Source organism: Aromatoleum bremense (assembly GCF_017894365.1).
GTDB lineage: Bacteria > Pseudomonadota > Gammaproteobacteria > Burkholderiales > Rhodocyclaceae > Aromatoleum > Aromatoleum bremense.
Genome location: NZ_CP059467.1, coordinates 2,365,813 through 2,385,299, shown reverse-complemented (window position 1 = coordinate 2,385,299; position 19,487 = coordinate 2,365,813). Strand labels below are relative to the sequence as shown.

The following is a 19,487-nucleotide window of genomic DNA, read 5'->3' as shown; positions in this document are numbered from 1 at the left end:
CGGTTCCGCCGGGGCAACAGCTCTCGTAGCTCTCGTAACTCTCGTAGGGCGGAAAAGCCGAAGGCGCCTTCCGCCGCATGTCATACCGCTGGCGGAAGGCGCTACGCTTTTCCGCCCTACGCCCGTAATCACGCCTTGACGCGCGCCGCGCGGATCTGCTTCAGCACTTCGCGCGCCGCGGTCTGGATCGGCGTGCCCGGGCCGAAAATGCCTTTCGCGCCGGCCGCGTACAGCCCGTCGTAGTCCTGCGCGGGGATCACGCCGCCGACGAAGACGACGATGTCGCCGGCGCCGAGCTGCTTCAGGCCGTCGATGATCTCCGGCACGAGCGTCTTGTGGCCGGCGGCGAGGCTCGAGCAGCCGATCGCGTGGACATCGTTCTCGACCGCGTGGCGCGCGGCTTCTTCCGGCGTCTGGAAGAGCGGGCCGATGTCGATGTCGAAGCCGAGGTCGGCGAATGCCGAGGCGACGACTTTCGCGCCGCGGTCGTGGCCGTCCTGGCCGAGCTTCGCGATCATGATGCGCGGGCGCCGGCCTTCCTCGGCGACGAACGCTTCGATGTCGGCTTTCAGCGCTTTCCAGTCCGCATCGTTCTCGACGACCGCGCCATACACGCCGGACACCGCCTGCGGGTTCGCGCGGTAGCGGCCAAACACTTTTTCGAGCGCGTCCGACACTTCGCCGACCGTCGCCCGCAGTCGCACCGCCTTCACCGCGAGGTCGAGCAGGTTGCCGCCGGCGCCTTCGGCACACGCGGTCAGCGCGTCGAGCGCCGCCTGCACCGCCGCCGCGTCGCGCGTCGCGCGAATCTTCTTCAGCCGCGTGATCTGCGAATCGCGCACCGCGTGGTTGTCGATGTCGAGGATCTCGATCGGGTCTTCCTTCGCGAGCTTGTACTTGTTCACGCCGACGATGACGTCCTGGCCCGAGTCGATCTTCGCCTGCTTCTCGGCGGCGCATTCCTCGACCTTCATCTTCGCCCAGCCGGACTCGACGGCCTTCGTCATGCCGCCCATCGCCTCGATCTCCTCGATCAAGTTCCACGCGGTGTCGGCCATGTCCTGCGTGAGCTTCTCCATCATGTAGGAGCCGGCCCACGGATCGACGACGTTACAGATGTGCGTCTCTTCCTGGATGATGATCTGCGTGTTGCGCGCGATGCGCGCCGAGAACTCGGTCGGCAGCGCGATCGCTTCATCCAGCGCGTTGGTGTGCAGCGACTGCGTGCCGCCGAAGACGGCTGCCATCGCCTCGATCGTCGTGCGCACGACGTTGTTGTACGGGTCCTGCTCGGTCAGCGACCAGCCCGAGGTCTGGCTGTGCGTGCGCAGCATCATCGACTTCGCGCTCTTCGGGTTGAAGCCCTTCATGATCCGCCACCACAAGAGGCGCGCGGCGCGCATCTTCGCGACTTCGAGATAGAAGTTCATCCCGACCGCCCAGAAGAATGACAGCCGGCCGGCGAATGCGTCGACGTCCATGCCGCTGTTGATGCCGGTGCGGACATATTCGAGCCCGTCGGCGAGCGTGAACGCGAGCTCGATTGCCTGGTTCGCACCGGCTTCCTGGATGTGATAGCCGGAAATCGAGATCGAGTTGAACTTCGGCATGTGCTGCGCGGTGTAGCCGAAGATGTCGGCGATGATCTTCATCGACGGCGTCGGCGGATAGATATAGGTGTTGCGAACCATGAACTCCTTGAGGATGTCGTTCTGGATGGTCCCCGAGAGCTTGTCCTGCGGCACGCCCTGTTCCTCGGCGGCGACGATGTAGCCGGCGAGGATCGGCAGCACCGCGCCGTTCATCGTCATCGACACCGACACCTTGTCGAGCGGGATGCTGTCGAAGAGGATCTTCATGTCTTCGACGGAGTCGATCGCAACCCCGGCCTTGCCGACGTCGCCGGTGACGCGCGGATGGTCGGAATCGTAGCCGCGGTGCGTCGCGAGGTCGAACGCGACCGACACGCCTTGGCCGCCGGCGGCGAGCGCCTTGCGATAGAACGCGTTCGACTCCTCGGCGGTCGAGAAGCCCGCGTACTGCCGGATCGTCCATGGCTTGACCGCGTACATCGTCGGCTGCGGCCCGCGCAGGAACGGCTCGAAGCCCGGCAGCGTGTCGACATGCTGCAGGTCGGCGACGTCGGCCTTCGTATACAGCGGCTTCACCGCGATCCCCTCGGGGGTGATCCAGTTCAGCTTCTCGACATCGCCTTCGGGCGCGTGCTTCGCCGCGGCCTTCTTCCAGGCGTCCATATCCGGCTGGGGGTACGCCGGCATCTTGGCGTTCGACATGACAAACCCTCTCTGTTCAGGGCCGCAAAAAGCGGCGGTGCGATATTCGGTAAAACGCGAACCGGGTCGAAACCCGACGGAAACCGGGCCAACAACGAACTGGCGGCGACGAGACCGCCCGCGGAACGGACCCCGCGGGCGGCCGCCGACGCTCCTGCGCCTGCAGCGTAGCGCTCTCCCTTCCCTCGCCGCAGGTTCAGCGCATTCCTGAACCCTTGGCACTCCCATGCTACGCCGCGCGCCGGAAGTTGACTTGTGCCGACCGCGGAATAATACTTTATCCATAATTATGAATGCAACTTCCGCGCACCATGACTGCCGGAAGCGCTACCACCTCCGCAGTGAATCGCCTATGACCGCCTCCCGCATTGCCCCGCTAGCCCTTTACCAGGAGGTCGCCGAGCGGCTTCGCCAGCGTATCTATTCGCACGATCTCGCCCCCGGCACGTGGGTGGACGAGCAGGCGCTGGCCGACGACTACGGCATCTCCCGGACGCCGCTGCGCGAGGCGCTGAAAGTGCTCGCGTCAGAGGGGCTCGTCACGCTCAAGCCGCGGCGCGGCTGCTACGTCACCGAAATCTCGGAGCGCGATCTCGACGAGATCTTCGGCGTCATGGCGCTGCTCGAAGGCCAGTGCGCGCACATCACGGCCCGCAAGGCGACGGACGCCGATCTCGAGCGCCTGCGGAAAATCCACGAAAAACTGGAGAAAGCTGCCGGCGGGGGCGACATCGACGGCTACTTCGAAGCCAACCAGGCGTTTCACCAGGCGCTGCAGAAGATCACCGACAACCGCTGGCTGCTGCAGGTCATCGAGGACCTGCGCAAGGTCATCAAGCTGTCGCGCCACCATTCGCTGTTCAGCGAGGGCCGGCTCGAACAGTCGCTTGCCGAGCACCGTGGGATCCTCGCCGCGCTCGCCGAACGCGACGCGGAGCGGGCGCAGCTGCTGATGCGCGCCCATATCGACAGCGGGCGCGCGGCCCTCGCGCGGATCGCGAAGGCGAGGAACAAGGTCGCCTGAGCCCGGGACAACAAGCGTCAAGTGCCGGGCCGCGTCATCGCCTCCGCGTCCACCCACAGATCGAACTCCTCGGCACCGACGTAGCCCGACGCGAGCGCCGCCTCGCGCAGCGACACCCCTTCCTTGTGCGCCTTCTTCGCGATCTCGGCGGCACGGTCGTAGCCGATCTGGCGATTGAGCGCCGTCACCAGCATCAGGTTCTTTTCGAGATTCTCGCGGATGCGCGGCAAGTTCGGCAGCAGCCCGCGTGCGCAGTGCGCCTCGAACGCGTCGCACGCGTCGGCGAGCAGCGCGATGCTCTCCAGCACGTTGTGCGCCATCACGGGCTTGTAGACATTCAGCTGGAAATTCCCCTGCGTGCCGGCGAAGGCGACCGCTGCGTCGTTGCCGAACACCTGCACGCACACCATCGTCAGCGCCTCGCACTGCGTCGGGTTGACCTTCCCCGGCATGATCGACGACCCCGGCTCGTTCTCGGGGATCGTCAGTTCGCCGATGCCGCAGCGCGGCCCGCTCGCGAGCCAGCGCACGTCATTCGCCATTTTCATCAGACCGCCCGCGAGCGTGCGCATCGCCGCCGACGCCTGCACCAGCGCGTCGTGCGCAGCCAGCGCGAAGAAGCGGTCCGGCGCACTGCGGAACGGGCAGCCGGTGAGCGCGGCGATCTCCGCCGCCGCGCGGTCGCCGAAACGCGGATGGGCGTTGAGCCCGGTGCCGACCGCGGTGCCGCCGATCGCCAGGTCGTACAGCCCCGGCAGCGCGCCCTCGACCGCCGCGATGCCGAAATCGATCTGTGCGCCCCACGCCCCGATCTCCTGCCCAAGCGTGATCGGCGTCGCATCCTGCAGATGCGTGCGCCCGGTCTTGACGACGTCGCTGAATTCCTTCGCCTTGTCGGCGAGCGTGCCGCGCAGCCGCGCCACCGCCGGCAGCAGGCGGTCCTGCAGCTGCTCGACCGCCGCGATATGCATCGCGGTCGGGAACGTGTCATTCGACGACTGGCCGCGGTTCACGTGGTCGTTCGGATGCACGGGGCGCTTTGAACCCAGCTCGCCGCCGGCGAGCTCGATCGCGCGGTTCGCGATGACCTCGTTCGCGTTCATGTTCGACTGCGTGCCGGAACCGGTCTGGAACACCACCAGCGGGAAGTGTGCGTCGAGCGTGCCGTCGATGACCTCGTCCGCGGCGCGCTCGATCAGCACCGCGACTTCCGGCGGCAACTCGCCGAGTTCCGCATTCGCCCGGGCCGCCGCCTTCTTCAGGATGCCCAGCGCACGGATCATCGCCCGCCCCCAGCGGAAGCGCTCGGTGCCGATCGGAAAATGAGCCACCGAGCGTTCGGTCTGGGCTCCCCAGTAACGGTCAGCCGCGACTTCGACAGGTCCCATCGAGTCGGTTTCGGTACGCGTGGCGTCCATCATCGTCTCCCGGCCGCTTCCCGGCCCCGGATGGTTTGACGCACGCCGCCGGCGGGGATTCCCCAAAAGCAGGTTCGTTGCCCGATTGTGGTATTCGTAAAGCTATGCAACGACCGAATGCCTTAATATCCTGACATTCGGCAGACGGGGCAATTGCTCCTGGCAGACGCGCGGAAAGCGCCACGACCGAAGGGAGAACTCCAAGGATGGACAACAGCAACGCCACCTCGGCGGCGATGCTCCCGCCTGGCGCTGCGAACGCCAGCCTGCACCTGAACCCCGAGCTTCGGCGGATTCTCGCGAACATTCGCGTTCTCGTCGCGATCGTCGCCGAAACGGAAGCCATCTCGATCTCGGGCGCAGGACGCACGCCGGCCGCGCTCGCGGTCCTCGGCTACGCCGTGTATGCCGGTTGGTTGTGCTGGATGGAAACCCGCGGCAGTCGCCCGATTCTGCCGCGCCTCACGCCGTGGGTCGATGCGGCCTGGATCCTGCTCTTCGCCTGGCTCGCCGATGCGCAAAGCAGCCTGTTCATCCTGCTGCTGCTCTTTCCGGTCCTGTTCGCGTCGCTGAGCTTCGGCTTTGTCTCCGGCCTGCTGGTTTCGCTGTTCGCCGCCGCAGTCGCGGCAGCCCAGTTGATCATCCACGGCCGGTACGGCGACGTTCCGTGGCAGGGCGCGATGCTGCAGCCGCTGTCGGTCCTCGTTCTCGGCCCGCTGGTGGCCGGTCTCGCGCGAGCAGGCGTGCAGATGAACGAGCAACTGACGGTCGCCGATCGCCTGCTCGGACAGGTGGACCCGAGACTGGGCGTGCAGCGGGTCGCGGAGACGACGCTGCGCGCCCTCACGCACCATTTCGAAGCCGATCTGGGCTTGATTCTGCTGTGGCTCCCGGACAGCGAGCCGCGTCTGTTTCATTGCAACGCCAGCGGCAAAGTCAGCGAATTGTCGGGCGAACTGCACGCCAGCCTGGTCGAGTCGCTGGGCCGACTGCCGTCCGACGTCGCTGTCGTGCATCATCTCGGGCACCTGTTCGGCCGCCTCCCGCTCCGTTATCACAGCGGCTTCCACCTCGAAACCAAATCACCGAGCAGCGCGGCACGGCCCGCCGCCGAACACCTCGCCGAACTGCTTGACGCACAGTCGATGATCGCGATGCCGATTTGCCGCCGTGCGCCGCACCCCTGCCGGCTGCTGCTCGAGTCGCGGCACCGGCGCTACCGCGCGCGCGACGCCGACCTGCTGTACGGGGTGATGGAGCAGCTCGCACCGGTCATCGAAAACGCGGGCCTGCTGGAGCGACTCACCGAAGCCGCGATGGCGGCCGAACGCGCCCGCATCGGCCGCGATCTCCACGACACCGCGATCCAGCCCTACCTGGGACTCAAGTATGGAATCGAGGCGCTGGCACGCAAGACCGGCCATGACAATCCGCTGCACCACGACATCCACGCCCTGAAGGACGTCGCGATATGCGAACTACATGAATTGCGCGAACTCGTGACCGGCATGCGCAGCAGCGCGAGCGGGGCCGACGACACGATCGGACTTGCGCTGCGCCGGCAGGCCAAACGCTTTTCCGAGCTTTTCGGCATAGCCGTGTCGGTGAGTTGTCCGGACGATCTGCCGATCAGCCGCAAGCTCGCCAGTGCCATTTTCCCCATCGTCAGCGAAGCGCTCACCAACATCCGCCGGCACACGAACGCCATGCGTGCCGACATTGAGCTTGGCGTGCAGGCCGACACGTACGTTCTGCGAATCAGCAACGCGCACGGCGACGCGGTGGCTCCACCCGCCCAGTTCGTGCCACGCGCGATCGTGGAACGCGCGGAATCTCTGCACGGGTGTGCAGAAGTCGACCTCCAGCGGCCCGGTTTCACTGATCTAATCATCTCCATCCCCAAGACTTCATGAGCAGGGACGAATCATGGTAGTAACCACCGAAAGTCCGATCCGGGTATTCCTCGTGGATGACCACCGCGCGACCCTGTGGGGGCTCGAGCGGCTCATCGACAGCGCCGCCGGCCGCATGCGCCTGGTCGGCAGCGCCACCAGCATGGCCGAGCTGCTCTCGTCGCCCGACAGCCGCGAGGCCGACGTGATCGTGCTCGATCTCGACCTGGGCGGCCTCGACTCCAGCACCTCGCTGGCCGACCTGCAACGGACTCTCAACGCCCGCATCCTGGTGCTCACCGGCGCGCGCGATCTCGATGTGCATCGCCGCGCGGTGCTGGCCGGCGCGCGCGGAGTCGTCAGGAAGGAAGAACCGGTGGACGTGCTGCTGCGCGCGATCGAGAAAGTCCATGAGGGTGACGTCTGGGTCAACCGCGCGCTGATCGGCGACATCATGGACATGCTGACCGGCGCCCGCCCGGCCGACGACGAGCACAGCGCCCGGATCGCCAGCCTGACGCCGAAGGAACACGAAGTGATCGCCGCGGTGGTCCGGCACCGGGGCGCAAAAAGCCTGATCATCGCAGAAGGCCTCGGCATCAGCGAACATACGCTGCGCAACCACCTCACCGTGATCTACCACAAGCTCGAGCTGCACGGCCGGCTCGATCTGTATGTGTACGCCAAGGAACACGGGCTCGGCGCGGCCGACCAGTAAGTTCCGCACTCGGCGCAGCCGCGTCATCACACGAACATCCGAAGCGGCCCGGCCCGCTAGTCGAATTGTCATGGCCGCGGCGGGCATCTCCTCCCGCGCGCGCAGCGTCCGTCACGCACTAAGCTTGATGAGCCCGGCGGGTTCGGCAAGCCATTGCGCGAGCTCCTCGGCAGGCAGGGCGACCGGCACGCCGGGCCGCGGAGCGCAATGCGCAGGCCGCCGCAGCGTCGTGCCGGGCTTCCCCGTTCCCGAGACGTCAGCCGTCACCCCGGAGGACAAGATCATGCGTCATGCCGCCTTCCTCGCACCGCTCGCCGGCGCTTTCTTCCTGCTCGCAGCGCCACTCGCCGATGCCGGCGGCCTCCCAGCTGGCGTCGAAACCCCGCCGCGCTTCGCGCCGGACAAAGTCCTGGTCGCCTTCCGGCCCGGCACCGCAGGCGCCCAGATCGCCCAGGCGCATGCCGCCGCCGGGGCGCAACTGGTGAAGCGCTTCGATGCGATCGGCGTGCAGGTGCTCGCGGTGCCGGCGGGGACGGTCGAGGACGCGGTCGCGCTCTATCAACGCAATCCCAATGTCCGCTACGCCGAACCGGACCATTACCGGTTGCTGATCCTGCCCACCGAGGGCAAGGATCCGGCGCCGCCGGCGGGGCTCGGCATCGATTACTTTCCCGAACAGTGGGGGCTCGACAACACCGCCCAGGCGCTGTACGACCCGGACACCGGGGGCAGCGTCACGGGTACGCTGAACGCGGACATCGATGCGGAGGAGGCCTGGAACCTGTCGACCGGCAGCGACACCGTCAGGATCGCGATCCTCGATGCCGGCGTCGAATGTACCCACGTCGATCTGCTCGGCAAATGTGTCGAGCAGAAGAACTTCACGATCAGCAGCACGCCCGGCGACCTGATCGGACACGGCACGCACGTCGCGGGCATTGCCGCCGCCAACACCGACAACGGCAGGGGCACCGCCGGCGTGGGGTGGAGCGCGAAAATCGGCTCGCTGAAAGTGTGCCGCGAATACCCGTCGGAGTCCTTTCCGCTGCTCGGCATGTGCGACGTCGCGGACTCGGTCGAAGGCATCCTCTATGCCGCCGATCAGGGCTACAAGGTCATCAACATGAGCTATGGCAGCGACCCCGATCCCTATTCACCGTCGCAGGCCGAAGCGGATGCGATCACGTACGCCTGGAGCAAGGGCGTGGTGCTGGTGGCGGCCGCAGGCAACGACTACGCCTCGACCCGCCACTACCCCGCCGCCTTCCCCGAAGTCATCTCCGTCGCGGCGACCGACCGCCATGACAACCTCGCATATTTCTCGAGCTTCGGCTCCGCGTGGGTGTCGGTCGCCGCGCCGGGCCACAATATTCTCTCCGCCTATCCGAACGCCGCCTGCGGCTTGCCCGCGAACGACCCCGACGGCTGCTACACCTGGCTGTCGGGCACGTCGATGGCATCGCCGCACGTCGCCGGCGTCGCGGCGCTGGTCTGGGCGCACTATCCCGGCATCACGAACGCGCAAGTGCGCAGCTCCATCGAAGACGGCGCGGACGCGCAGGGTGCGCTCGGCCAGAACTTCCGCGCCTGGGTGAAATACGGCCGGGTGAATGCCTACCAGGCTCTGACCGCCGACGATCCCGCCCCGCCCCCCGCCAACATCAGCCTGACCGCCACCGGCTACAAGGTCAAAGGCCTGCAAAAGGCCAATCTGCAGTGGACCGGCGCGACATCCGCCTTCATCGACGTCTGGCGCAACGGCAGCATCGTGTCCGCCCCTTCCGAGAGCAACGACGGTGCCTACACCGACCCCATCAACAAGAACGGCGGCGGCGCCTACACCTACAAGCTGTGCGAAGCGGGAACGGCCACCTGCTCGAACGAGGCCGTCGTCGTTTTCTAGCGCTTCGCACATCCGCAGCCTTCCGGGCGGGTTAGCCGCAGGCGCGCCCCGCCCGCCCCTCACCCGTGCCGAGTCCGAGCAACTGGAAACCTGGGCCGACCGGGTGATCGACGCCACGAGCCTCGACAAAGTCTTCGCCGAGGACTGACCACCGCGAGAATCCGGCTCGCGGAACTGCCTCGACGACACGCTGCAGGAGCGGCTTCAGCCGCGAACCGGCCCATTCGCGGCTGAGCACGGCTACGGCCGGGATTTTTTTGTATCGGAAGTCGCGATCAGCTTGAAAATGTGGTGCCACTATTGATACCATTTTCCACATGGCGGCTTCGAAGAAGATCCTTGATCAGATGCGACATGAACCGGCTAATGTCCGGTTCGGTGACCTCAAGAAAGTCTGCGAGGAATACTTCGGCAAGCGACGCCAGATGGGCACCAGTCACGCGATTTTCAAGATGCCTTGGGCTGGTGATCCTCGAATCAACATTCAGGACGACAAGGGCAAAGCCAAGGCATATCAGGTTCGGCAGGTGCTTCTCGCAATCGCGAAGTTGGAGGAAATGCGCCGTGAGCGTTGATCACTATACCTACCGCGTTACGTGGTCGCCGGAGGATGGCGAACATGTGGGCCTGTGCGCGGAATTTCCGTCGCTGTCGTGGCTGGCTGAAACGCCGGAAGCGGCCTTGAAAGGCATCCGCCAGGTGGTAGCGGATGTTGTGGCCGAGATGCAGACCGCTGGCGAGAAGATCCCGTCACCGATTGCTGAAAAACACTACAGCGGCGAATTCCGGGTTCGCATTCCGCCTGAGGTCCATCGCGCCTTGGCGATGCAGGCTGCCGAACAAGGAGTCAGCCTGAACCGTCTCGCGAGCGCCAAGCTGGCTGCTTGATCGGCTACGGCCACCACGGATCATCGAGTTTGGTTGCGGCCGCTGCCTTTTCCCGACGCCCATCGCCAGATCGACTGGACGCACGAACACGTCTTTCTCGACCAGGAACTCCGCCAGGTCGTGCGCGATGCCGAGCTCGGCCGGCGCTTCGTCGATAAGCTGGTGCGGGTCACGCGCCTCGGCGGCGGCGAAGGATGGGTGTACGTCCATGTCGAGGTGCAGGGCAGCCGCGAAGCGGACTTCGCCAGGCGCATTTTCGTCTACAACTACCGCCTCTTCGACCGCTACGACCGCCCGGTCGCGAGCCTCGCCGTTCTGGCGGATCAAGACGCGGGCTGGAAACCCGATCACTTCCACATTGAAGGAGAACGGAAAGTGCGATACGTGACCAGCGTCGAACGGCTCACAGTCGAGCGCGGCATGCAACAGGGCATGGAGAAAGGCCGTATCGAAGGCGAAGGCACCATCCTGCGCCGCCTGCTCACCCGCCGCTTCGGCCCTCTTCCGCAGAACGTGCTCGACCGCCTCGCCTGCGCCGAGTCCCGGCAACTGGAAACCTGGGCCGACCGGGTGATCAACGCCGCGAGCCTCGACGAAGTCTTCGCCGACGACTGACTCGGCCGGCGCGGCAGCCGGCGCATTCCGGCAGGTCGCCTCCTGCTCGACCACATCGCTGCACCAGCTCGCGGGTCGCCGTCAGCCGCACTCCGAACGCAGCCTGCATCCTCACCGCGGCGGCGGCCGGGCACGAGGCAGCCTCATCGTCCATGCATCGTCGCTCCACCCCCCGGTCGTTTTGTCCTGCCGAATCCGGGCATCTCTTACTATGGGCCGCTTACGGCGTTCGCGGTACCTTGCGATCATCCGCGGCCTTTGCCGCATGCGTGGAGCACGCCACCGTGTCGAGCGTTTTCGCCCCGCCGATCGAAGTCCTCCTAGTCGACGACCAGCGGGCGATCCTGTCCGGCGTGACGGCGCTGATCGAGAGCGAGGCACCGCATATGCGGGTCGCCGGTCACGCCCGCTGCGGCCGCCAGGCGCTCGAACTCGCCCGCAGCGCCCGACCCCACGTCATCGTCCTCGATGTCGACCTCGGCGGCGAGGACGGCCTCGACCTCATTCCGCTGCTTCTCGGCTGCTGCAGCGCCGCGATCGTCGTCTTCACCTGCCTCGCCGAACCCTGCGTACGCCTGCGGGCGCTACGCCTCGGCGCGGCCGGCTTCGTTGCGAAAACCGCGCCGGGCGAAGAACTGATCGCGGCGATCCGCGGGGCGACCGGCTGACGGGTAGGATCAAAGAACAGTTGCGATGACCGGGCCGGACGAAATTCGCCTCCGTCCCTGGCGCCCGAGTCTTCCTTCACCCGTCCCCGCCTTGCCTAACACCGTTCGCCCGCTGATCGCGCCCTCGTCCCGGGTCGTTCGATATTCATCGCGGCATCAAGTCGCGCGTGGGCTTGCACTGCCCCCGCACCCGACGACCGGTCACCGAAGCTTCTTTCTGACCATGACAACTGTCACCCATATCCCTCGTTGCATATGACTAGGCAGATTGGGCGCAATTGCCGATGCCTCGAAAAAGGGGGGGGCCTAATCTGAACTCAAGACGCACAGGACGGGGTGACAGAAATGAAGACCGTGCAGATCATGGCAATGCTCAACGCATTCCGGACAGAACAGGACGGCGTCACCGCAATCGAGTACGCGCTGATCGCGGCACTGATCTTCGGGGTGATTGTTGGTTCGGTCGGCTTGGTCGGGGATAGCCTCAAGGTGCTCTATGACGACGTTGCCGCAAAGGTGACCGACGCGGTGTCCTGAACGGGTAGAGGTTTTACTGCGAGGAGCAAAGGCCACTCGCAGCGGTTTTCCGGAACGGGCCTCCCGCTCCGGTGTGGCAGCCGGAGGTCCGGCGTTTTCTTGATGAAGGAGAGAATCATGTTGGAAATGATGAAGCAGTTCATTCGGGATGAAGAAGGCGTGACGGCGATCGAATATGGATTGATTGCTGCGCTGATCGCTGTGGTGATTATTGCGTCGGTAAAGCTGGTCGGCACCAACCTTGACTTGCTGTTCGCAAAGATCGCGGGCGAACTCGATTAAGTACGCCGCTAGAACGTTCGGCGTTCTTGCTGCCAGCTCCAGGCTGGACGCCGAACAGGAAAGCATTTCACAAGACGAGGCCAATCCAATGACATGGGTTCTTACAATCTTGTTCGGCACGCTGACAATAACTCTGTTTAGTGACCTGCGTGACCGCAAGGTGCCGAATCTGCTCGTGCTCACTGGATTGCTCTCGGCATTGATCTTCCACGGAATAGCAGATCCGGGCCCCGGAATTCTTAGCGCGCCCGGTGGAGCGATCGGCCTCCTTGCCGCCATGGCGGGTATCGCCGTCGGCTTCGCGGCGCTGTTTCCCCTCTACGTGCTGCACGCCATGGGAGCCGGCGATGTCAAGCTGATGATGATGGTCGGCGCCTTCCTCGGCCCGCTGCAGACTCTAGGCGTCGTCGTGCTGACCTTCGCCGCCGGCGGTGTGCTCGCGCTCGGCATGGCGCTGTGGCAGCGCTCGTTCGCCCAGCTCGCGCTGAACCTGCGCTTCATGCTGACGACCAGCGCAGTGCGCGCCGCGGGCGGCGAGAGCCCCCGCTTCGAACCGCTGCAGCAGACCGCCGGGCGCATGCCGTACGCGGTCGCGATCGCCGCCGGGACTTTGTTGCAACTGATCCTGGTCCGCTCCGGCGGCTGGGCACTGAGCTGAACGGATTTTGCGGAGCCTCGCCATGAACGCCTCCTCCAGCGCCCGAGTGATCCCCTTCGACGAACCCGCCGCGTACCCGCGCGCGCCGCGTACGCTCGACGAAACCGGCCTGCCGCTGCTGTTTCTCGTCGAGCTGGCGGCGAAGCTGCTGTTCGTGCGCGGCCAGCTGCGCCTCACCGAGCTGTCGCAGCAGCTGCGCCTGCCGGCGATCGTGCTCGAAAGCCTGCTCGCGTTCATGCGCGCGGAGCGGATCTGCGAAGTCATGCGCCGCGGCGAGACGGACGGCGACATCCTGTATGAACTCACCGACGCGGGCCGCGCCCGCGCCGCCGAATTCCTCGGCCGCTGCAAGTACGCCGGCGCGGCGCCGGTCGGCCTCGCGGCGTATGTCGCCCAGGTCGAGCGCCAGTCGGTGACGAAGATGTGCGTGACCCGCGAGGGCGTGAACGAAGCGTTTCGCGGTCTGATCATCAAGCCGGAAGTGCGCGACCAGCTCGGCGCCGCGATGGGCTCGGGGCGCGCGCTGTTCCTCTACGGCCCCGCGGGCGCCGGCAAGACCTACCTCGCCGAACGGCTCGCGCTGCTGCTCGATGGCGACGTCGCGGTGCCGCATGCGATCCTCGTCGACGGCGAGATCATCCAGGTGTTCGACCCGCTGATCCATACGCCGGTGGACGACGATCATCGCCCTGCCGTGCTCGACAACCTGTTGCGCCCGGACCTGCGCTGGGTGCGCTGCCGGCGGCCGGTCGCGATCACCGGAGGAGAGCTGACGCTGCGCATGCTCGACCTCGACTACGACGCGAGCACCGGCTTCTACCAGGCGCCGCCACACGTCAAGGCGAATGGCGGGCTGTTCGTCGTCGACGACCTCGGCCGGCAGCTCGTCACGCCGGAGCAGCTGATGAACCGCTGGATCGTGCCGATGGACCGGCATCACGACCACCTCGCGCTGCACAGCGGCACGAAGTTCACGCTGCCGTTCGACGTCGTGCTGGTGTTCTCGACGAACCTGACGCCGTCCGATGTCGCCGACCCGGCCTTCTTGCGCCGCCTCGGCTACAAGATCCACATCGGGCCGATGAACGAACAGGAATACAGGAACATATTCACACGGGTTTGCGAGGAACGCGGCGTACCGTTCGATGAAGCGGCGTTCCAGACCCTGCTGAACGACTACCACGCGGTGCATGGACAGCCGCTGCTGGCGTGCTTCCCACGCGACATCGTGAACCAGATCGCCGATCTCGCCCGCTACCTCGGCGAACCGGCACAGCTGACGCCCGACGCGCTGCACTGGGCCTGGCACAACTACTTCGCGGCCCAGTAAGGGCCGCGCATCGGAGGGAGGGGCCGGCGGCGCACCGATGGCCGCCGGCACAGTACCGGAACGCCCGCCCCGGCGGGCACTTGCAGGACCGCGAGGCAGACTCTGACGGTCCGGAAACAAGGGGGCTCACATGAAGGCCAAAGGTCTCGTCTTTCTCCTGGTAGCGATGCTCGCCGGCCTTGCCGCGGTCGTCCTCGGAGCACGCTGGCTGCAGGCGAAGGCCGGCGGCGACGGCAACCGCATCGCCGTCGCGGCGGTCGAACTGCAGCTCGGCGGCCGAATCGGCCCGGAGGCGATCCGCCTCGTGGACTGGCCATCCAGCAGCATTCCCAGCGGCGCCTTCACCGACATCGCGGCGCTCGACGGCCGCGTCGCGATCACCGGCATCCAGCCCGGTGAGCCGATCCTGGAATCCCGCCTCGCTCCGGTCGGCACCAAAGGGGGCCTTTCCGCAGTCGTGCCCGACGGCAAGCGCGCGATCACCGTGCGCGTCAATGACGTCGTCGGCGTCGCCGGCTTCACGCTGCCCGGCAACTATGTCGACATCATGGTGAATACCGAGGACACGGGAGCGAGCCGTAACAACCAGGACCAGATGATCTCGAAAATCGTGCTCGAGCGCATCCTCGTGCTCGCCGTCGCGCAGGAAGCGAACCGCGACGAGACAAAGCCCCGCGTCGTCAATGCCGTCACGCTCGAAGTCACCCCCGAGCAGGCCGAGCGGCTCGACCTCGCGCGCAGCGTCGGCAACCTGTCGCTGGTGCTGCGCAACCAGATCGATTCGAGCCCCACCGAGACCGTCGGCATTACCAAGGCGATGCTGCTGCGCACCTCGGTCGAGGTGCCGCCGGCACCGACTCCTGCGAAGGCCGCAGCCCCGCGCCGCACGGCGGCCAAGCCGCGCCCTGCGCCCGCACCCGGCGCACAGGTCTGCGTCGAAGTGATCCGCGGCGTCAGCAAGGTCAACGAATGCTTCTAGCCAAATCGAACCGATCACGGATCGCAGGGGACATCATGACCACGAACAAGAACAGCAGCAGTCGCAGGCTCGCAGGGGTTGGCACGACAGCGCTCATCGCGCTGATGCTGTCCGGTGCGGCACAGGCGGCCGTCACCGGTACGCCGGTGGCGAAAAAGCCCGTCGCCGTCGCCGCGGGCGGCGGCTCGCCCTGCGGGCGTGTCGAAATCGCGCCGATGGTGACGATCCCGGTCGGCAAGTCCTCGGTGATCCGGCCGCAGATCCCGGTCACGCGCATCCTGCTGGGCAACCCGGAAAACGCCCAGGCCGCGCGCCCGAGCACCGAAGCTGCGAAGGACGACAAAGCTGCAAAGCAGCAGACGAAGCAGGCCGACGGCCGCCCCGGCGTCGCGCAGGTCGACGTGCTGCTGCTGAGCCCGAACGAGATCTACCTGCTCGGCAAGACCGTCGGCTCGACGAACGTCGTGCTCGTCGACCGCTCCGGCGGCTGCACCGCGCTCGACGTGACGGTCGCGATGGACGTGACCTCGGTGCAGGGGGTCCTCGCGACGCTGCTGCCGAACGAGACCGGCATCAAGGTGAGCTCGGCGTACGACTCGCTGGTGCTCACCGGCACCGTCAGCGATGCGACGAAGGTCGATCGCGCCGTCGAAATCGCTTCGGCGTATGTTCGGGACGGCGGCGGAGAGGACGGACGCAACGTGCGGGTGCTGAACATGCTCAACGTCGGCGCACCGCAACAGGTGATGCTGGAAGTGAAGGTAGCGGAGGTGTCGAAAGCGGTGCTGGATCGCTTCGGCATCGACTTCACCCGCGCCTATGCCGCCGGCGACGGCTCGATGATCCGCTTCCTGTCCGGCGTCTTCGGCGGACGCAGCGCTGTCGGCGGCCAGGTGTCGGGCACGGTCGGCGCCCGCGTCGGCGGCGGTATCGTCGACTCCCTCAGCAACAGCAGCGCCACCAGCGCGATCACCGCGCCGATCGGCAACGCGACGATCGGCGGCGACTCCACAACGATTCCGCTGATTTCCGGCAGCAACAGCACGATGCTCAGCGTCGATGCGCTGAAGAGCGACGGCCTGATCAAGATTCTCGCCGAGCCGACGGTAATGGCGATCAGCGGCCAGGAGGGCAGCTTCCTCGCCGGCGGCAAGATCTTCATCCCGGTGTCGCAGAACGACGGCGGCACGAGAACGATCACGCTGGAGGAAAAGGAGTTCGGCGTCTCGGTGAAGTTCACGCCGACCGTGCTCGAAGGCGGGCGCATCAACCTCGCGGTGCGGCCGGAGGTATCCGAACTGAACCGCGAGGGCGTCGGCATCACTGCACCGGGCATCAGTGGCCTGGCGATCCTGCCATCCTTCACGACGCGCCGGGCCTTCACGACCGTCCAGTTGCACGACGGCCAGAGCTTCGCGATCGGCGGCCTGATCAAGAACAACACCACGACCAACATCAAGGCCTTCCCCTTCCTCGGCGAGATCCCGGTGCTCGGCGCGCTGTTCCGCAGCACCGAATTCCAGACCGACCGCTCCGAGCTGGTGTTCGTCATCACGCCGCGCCTGGTGAAGCCGCTGCCCGCGGACTACGTGCTGCCGACCGACAACTACGTCGAGCCGAACCGCGCCGACGTGATCCTGCGCGGCAAGGTCGAAGGCGATAGCCCTGCTCCAGCCGACAGGATGGAAGCGATGCCCCAGATCACCGATCCCGCCCGCGGCGGCTTCGAACCCAAATGAGGAGGCGGATCATGAACAAATTCGCGAGCCTGACCGGCGCCCTGGTGATCCTGGGCCTGACCGGCTGCATGTCCACCTCCCCCCACTGGGACGCCCGTTTCGGCGAAGCGGCAAGAACCGTCGCCGCGCAGCAGGCGATCGACCCCGGCGCATCACACAACGCCGACCCGGTCACCGGTATCGACGGCAAGGCGGCGCAGGGGGCGATGGGCGAATATGCCAAGAGCTACACGCAGCCACAGCCACAGCCCGACGTGTTCACCATCGGCGTGGGCAGCGGTGGTTCGGGGCGCTGACACCATGCGCGCGAGGAGAGCAGACATGCCAAAGACTTTCAGCATACGTTCCCGGCAGCGCGGTGCGGTCGCGATCATCACCGGGCTGTCGATGGCGGTGTTGGTCGGCTTCACTGGCCTCGCGCTCGACCTTGGGCGGCTGTATGTCAACAAGACCGAGTTGCAGAGTGCCGCCGATGCTTGCGCGCTGGCAGCGGCCAACGAACTGGTCTGCGATCCCGCCGTGGTCGGCACCTGCCCGGCTTCGTTTCTCCTGAACGCCGAAGCCGCGGGCATTTTCGTCGGCGGCAAGGGCAACAAGGATTTTCAGGGCGACGCGGTGACGATCGCCGCCGGCGATGTCCGCTTCAGCACCACCCTCGGCCCGAACTCGAGCTATGCGCCGCGGGGCAGCGCCGATCCGAATTCCAAGTTCGCGATGTGCATCACCCGTGCCACGGGCATCACGCCGTGGTTCATGGGGGTCCTGGGAGTCGGAGCGCAGGCGGTAACGGCCAGCGCGGTGGCAACCCTCGCGCCCGGACAGACGAGTTGCAACGCGCTGCCGATCGGCATCTGCAAGAAGCCGGGCTCGGCGATGCCCGACTTCGGCTACACGATCGGAGAATGGATCGGGTCGACGTTCAACTCCGGGGCCAACAGCGACGAGAGTTTGGACGGCAACTTCAGGTGGGTGGATTTCACCATCAGTGCCGGCGGCAACTCCGAGATTCGCGATCAGCTCGCGGGCAACGGCGCGGTCTGCGGTCTGCGTGTCGGCGACGATATCCGCCAGCCCGGAACGCAGCAGGGCGCCAAGTCGGCTTACAACACCCGCTTCGGCATCTATCCGAACGGGGCCAACGCCTACACGGCGCAGACCGCGCCCCCGGATCGAACGGGTTATGCCTACCCGAACAAGGCGCCGGGCAGTCCGGTGATCCCGGTCGGCACCAGCGCCTATGACGACTACGTGAGCAGGCAGGACGCTAATGATCCGTTCATCAGCAACGAATACGCACCAACGGGTGCGGCCGGGAATATTCCGGGCAATCCGATCAGCCCCGCCGAGCACGCCACCTATGGAGCCGAGCGCCGCGTGGTGGGCGTACCGATGATCGACTGCGACGCGGGAAACCAGGTGCCGATCCTCGGCATGGCCTGCGCCCTGATGCTCAATCCGATGTCCAACGGCGCGACCGGCACCATCTACATCGAGTACCGCGGAGCGGCGAACGCCGCCGGTAGCCCGTGCCGAAGCGCCGGGCTGCCAGGCAGCAACCTCGCCACCGGCCCGCGCGTCCCCACCCTGGTGCAGTGAGAACGGCGATGAACTTACGATCCAGACAACGCGGCGTGGCCGCAGTGGAACTCGGCATCCTGATCGTGCCGCTGGTGCTGCTCGCGTTCGGCATCACCGAATTCGGCCGCGCGATGTACCAGTACAACACCATTGCCAAGGGGGTACGCGATGGCGTGCGCTACCTCACGCACTACGCTCCGGGAGATGCCGCGCGCATCGCAATTGCGAAGAATCTGGCGGTGTGCGGCACGACCGCCGCCTGTTCCGGCGCTTCGGCGCTCGTGACCGGCCTGAACGTCGGCATGATCAGCGTCTGCGATCGCAGCAATTGCGCCGACCACAACCTGCAACCGGTGGTTTATGGCGGCAGCACGCTGGGCCAGGTGAATCTGGTGACGATGACGGCTTCCGGCTTCCAGTTCAATTCCCTGGTGCCGTTCGTGATGCCCAGCATCACCTTCGGCCCGATCAGTTCAACTATGGAGCAGGTGCTATGACTGCGCGAATGGCACGCTTCGGCAAACGTCAGCGCGGCGTCGCGGCCGTCGAGTTCGCGCTGGTCGCGGGGGTCTTCTTCTCGCTGCTGATCGGCATCATGGAGATGGGGCGGGTGCTGTTCTACTGGAATACCTCGGTCGAGGCGACGCGCCTGGGTGCGCGCACGGCGGTCGTCTGCGACATCGACGACGGGGTGATCAAGGCGAAGATGAATGCCTTCTTCCCGGTCATTCCGATCGGTGCGATCAATGTCAGCTACACCCCGCCGGGCTGTACCGCCGATACCTGCAGCGAGGCCACGGTTTCCGTGTCCGGCATCACGGTGAACACGGTGATTCCGTACATTCCATTGACGTTGACGATGCCGGGCTTTGCCACCACCTTGACACGGGAAAGCATGAGTTCGGCCGGTAATCCGGTATGCAGCTGATGGACGCAGCAGACAAGTGCAACTGAGGATGTCGCC

Annotated in this window: 21 protein-coding genes; 18 read left to right on the top strand and 3 right to left on the bottom strand. The window is 66.1% G+C overall.

Annotated elements, in window-relative coordinates; genetic code table 11:
* Nucleotides 1–128: 128 nt before the first annotated feature.
* Nucleotides 129–2,294: a methylmalonyl-CoA mutase gene (gene scpA / locus pbN1_RS11225; RefSeq protein ID WP_169201729.1), complete on the bottom strand. Its 2,166-nt coding sequence runs from the start codon at nt 2,292–2,294 to the stop codon at nt 129–131.
* A gap of 352 nt (nt 2,295–2,646) precedes the next feature.
* Here scpA and pbN1_RS11220 point away from each other — a divergent pair, with 352 nt between their 5' ends.
* Nucleotides 2,647–3,318, top strand: a complete 672-nt coding sequence (locus pbN1_RS11220; RefSeq protein WP_169201730.1) for a GntR family transcriptional regulator — start codon at nt 2,647–2,649, stop codon at nt 3,316–3,318.
* 17 nt (nt 3,319–3,335) lie between these two features.
* Here pbN1_RS11220 and fumC read toward each other — a convergent pair whose 3' ends face one another.
* Nucleotides 3,336–4,736 (bottom strand): class II fumarate hydratase, encoded by a 1,401-nt coding sequence (gene fumC, locus pbN1_RS11215; RefSeq protein ID WP_169201731.1) that lies wholly within the window; start codon nt 4,734–4,736, stop codon nt 3,336–3,338.
* A 206-nt stretch (nt 4,737–4,942) separates the two neighbouring features.
* On the opposite strand from fumC, the gene pbN1_RS11210 reads away from it, so the two are divergent.
* Entirely contained in the window at nt 4,943–6,649 is a 1,707-nt protein-coding gene (locus pbN1_RS11210; protein WP_169201732.1) for a sensor histidine kinase, read from the top strand.
* A gap of 13 nt (nt 6,650–6,662) precedes the next feature.
* Entirely contained in the window at nt 6,663–7,346 is a 684-nt protein-coding gene (locus pbN1_RS11205; protein WP_169201733.1) for a response regulator, read from the top strand.
* Nucleotides 7,347–7,457: 111 nt separating this feature from the next.
* Here pbN1_RS11205 and pbN1_RS11200 read toward each other — a convergent pair whose 3' ends face one another.
* A complete protein-coding gene (locus pbN1_RS11200; RefSeq protein ID WP_169201734.1) occupies nt 7,458–7,631 on the bottom strand; it encodes a hypothetical protein in 174 nt (57 codons plus the stop codon).
* Here pbN1_RS11200 and pbN1_RS11195 point away from each other — a divergent pair.
* The 15 genes from pbN1_RS11195 (at nt 7,630) to pbN1_RS11125 (ending at nt 19,451) form a co-directional block, all read left to right on the top strand.
* Nucleotides 7,630–9,249, top strand: coding sequence for a S8 family serine peptidase (locus pbN1_RS11195; protein WP_169201735.1), 1,620 nt, complete (start codon nt 7,630–7,632; stop codon nt 9,247–9,249). The two genes, pbN1_RS11200 and pbN1_RS11195, sit on opposite strands and share 2 nt — an antisense overlap.
* Nucleotides 9,250–9,566: 317 nt before the next feature.
* Nucleotides 9,567–9,824, top strand: a complete 258-nt coding sequence (locus tag pbN1_RS11190) for a toxin HicA (RefSeq protein ID WP_169201736.1) — start codon at nt 9,567–9,569, stop codon at nt 9,822–9,824.
* On the top strand, nt 9,814–10,137 hold the full coding sequence (locus tag pbN1_RS11185; RefSeq protein WP_169119188.1) for a type II toxin-antitoxin system HicB family antitoxin: 324 nt from the start codon (nt 9,814–9,816) through the stop codon (nt 10,135–10,137). Before pbN1_RS11190 ends, pbN1_RS11185 begins: the two co-directional genes overlap by 11 nt.
* Nucleotides 10,138–10,170: 33 nt before the next feature.
* The gene (locus pbN1_RS11180; protein ID WP_169201737.1) at nt 10,171–10,752 is read left to right on the top strand and encodes a DUF4351 domain-containing protein; all 582 of its coding nucleotides are present in this window, start codon (nt 10,171–10,173) and stop codon (nt 10,750–10,752) included.
* 284 nt (nt 10,753–11,036) lie between these two features.
* The gene (locus tag pbN1_RS11175; protein WP_244856921.1) at nt 11,037–11,420 is read left to right on the top strand and encodes a response regulator; all 384 of its coding nucleotides are present in this window, start codon (nt 11,037–11,039) and stop codon (nt 11,418–11,420) included.
* A 345-nt stretch (nt 11,421–11,765) separates the two neighbouring features.
* Nucleotides 11,766–11,957, top strand: coding sequence for a Flp family type IVb pilin (locus pbN1_RS11170; RefSeq protein WP_169201739.1), 192 nt, complete (start codon nt 11,766–11,768; stop codon nt 11,955–11,957).
* 117 nt (nt 11,958–12,074) lie between these two features.
* The gene (locus pbN1_RS11165; RefSeq protein WP_210147475.1) at nt 12,075–12,239 is read left to right on the top strand and encodes a Flp family type IVb pilin; all 165 of its coding nucleotides are present in this window, start codon (nt 12,075–12,077) and stop codon (nt 12,237–12,239) included.
* A gap of 88 nt (nt 12,240–12,327) precedes the next feature.
* Entirely contained in the window at nt 12,328–12,897 is a 570-nt protein-coding gene (locus pbN1_RS11160; protein ID WP_169201741.1) for an A24 family peptidase, read from the top strand.
* Between the two features lie 22 nt (nt 12,898–12,919).
* Nucleotides 12,920–14,227 carry an ATP-binding protein gene (locus pbN1_RS11155; RefSeq protein WP_169201742.1) on the top strand — a complete coding sequence of 436 codons (1,308 nt, stop codon included), beginning with the start codon at nt 12,920–12,922 and terminating at the stop codon, nt 14,225–14,227.
* A 130-nt stretch (nt 14,228–14,357) separates the two neighbouring features.
* Nucleotides 14,358–15,206 carry a Flp pilus assembly protein CpaB gene (gene cpaB, locus pbN1_RS11150; protein ID WP_169201743.1) on the top strand — a complete coding sequence of 283 codons (849 nt, stop codon included), beginning with the start codon at nt 14,358–14,360 and terminating at the stop codon, nt 15,204–15,206.
* A gap of 35 nt (nt 15,207–15,241) precedes the next feature.
* Nucleotides 15,242–16,945 carry a type II and III secretion system protein family protein gene (locus pbN1_RS11145; protein WP_169201744.1) on the top strand — a complete coding sequence of 568 codons (1,704 nt, stop codon included), beginning with the start codon at nt 15,242–15,244 and terminating at the stop codon, nt 16,943–16,945.
* Between the two features lie 11 nt (nt 16,946–16,956).
* Entirely contained in the window at nt 16,957–17,241 is a 285-nt protein-coding gene (locus pbN1_RS11140) for a pilus assembly protein (RefSeq protein WP_169201745.1), read from the top strand.
* 25 nt (nt 17,242–17,266) lie between these two features.
* Nucleotides 17,267–18,541 (top strand): pilus assembly protein TadG-related protein, encoded by a 1,275-nt coding sequence (locus pbN1_RS11135; RefSeq protein WP_169201746.1) that lies wholly within the window; start codon nt 17,267–17,269, stop codon nt 18,539–18,541.
* Nucleotides 18,542–18,549: 8 nt separating this feature from the next.
* A complete protein-coding gene (locus tag pbN1_RS11130) occupies nt 18,550–19,020 on the top strand; it encodes a TadE/TadG family type IV pilus assembly protein (RefSeq protein WP_169201747.1) in 471 nt (156 codons plus the stop codon).
* A complete protein-coding gene (locus tag pbN1_RS11125) occupies nt 19,017–19,451 on the top strand; it encodes a TadE/TadG family type IV pilus assembly protein (protein WP_169201748.1) in 435 nt (144 codons plus the stop codon). The genes pbN1_RS11130 and pbN1_RS11125 overlap by 4 nt, the downstream gene beginning before the upstream one ends.
* Nucleotides 19,452–19,487: the final 36 nt, after the last annotated feature.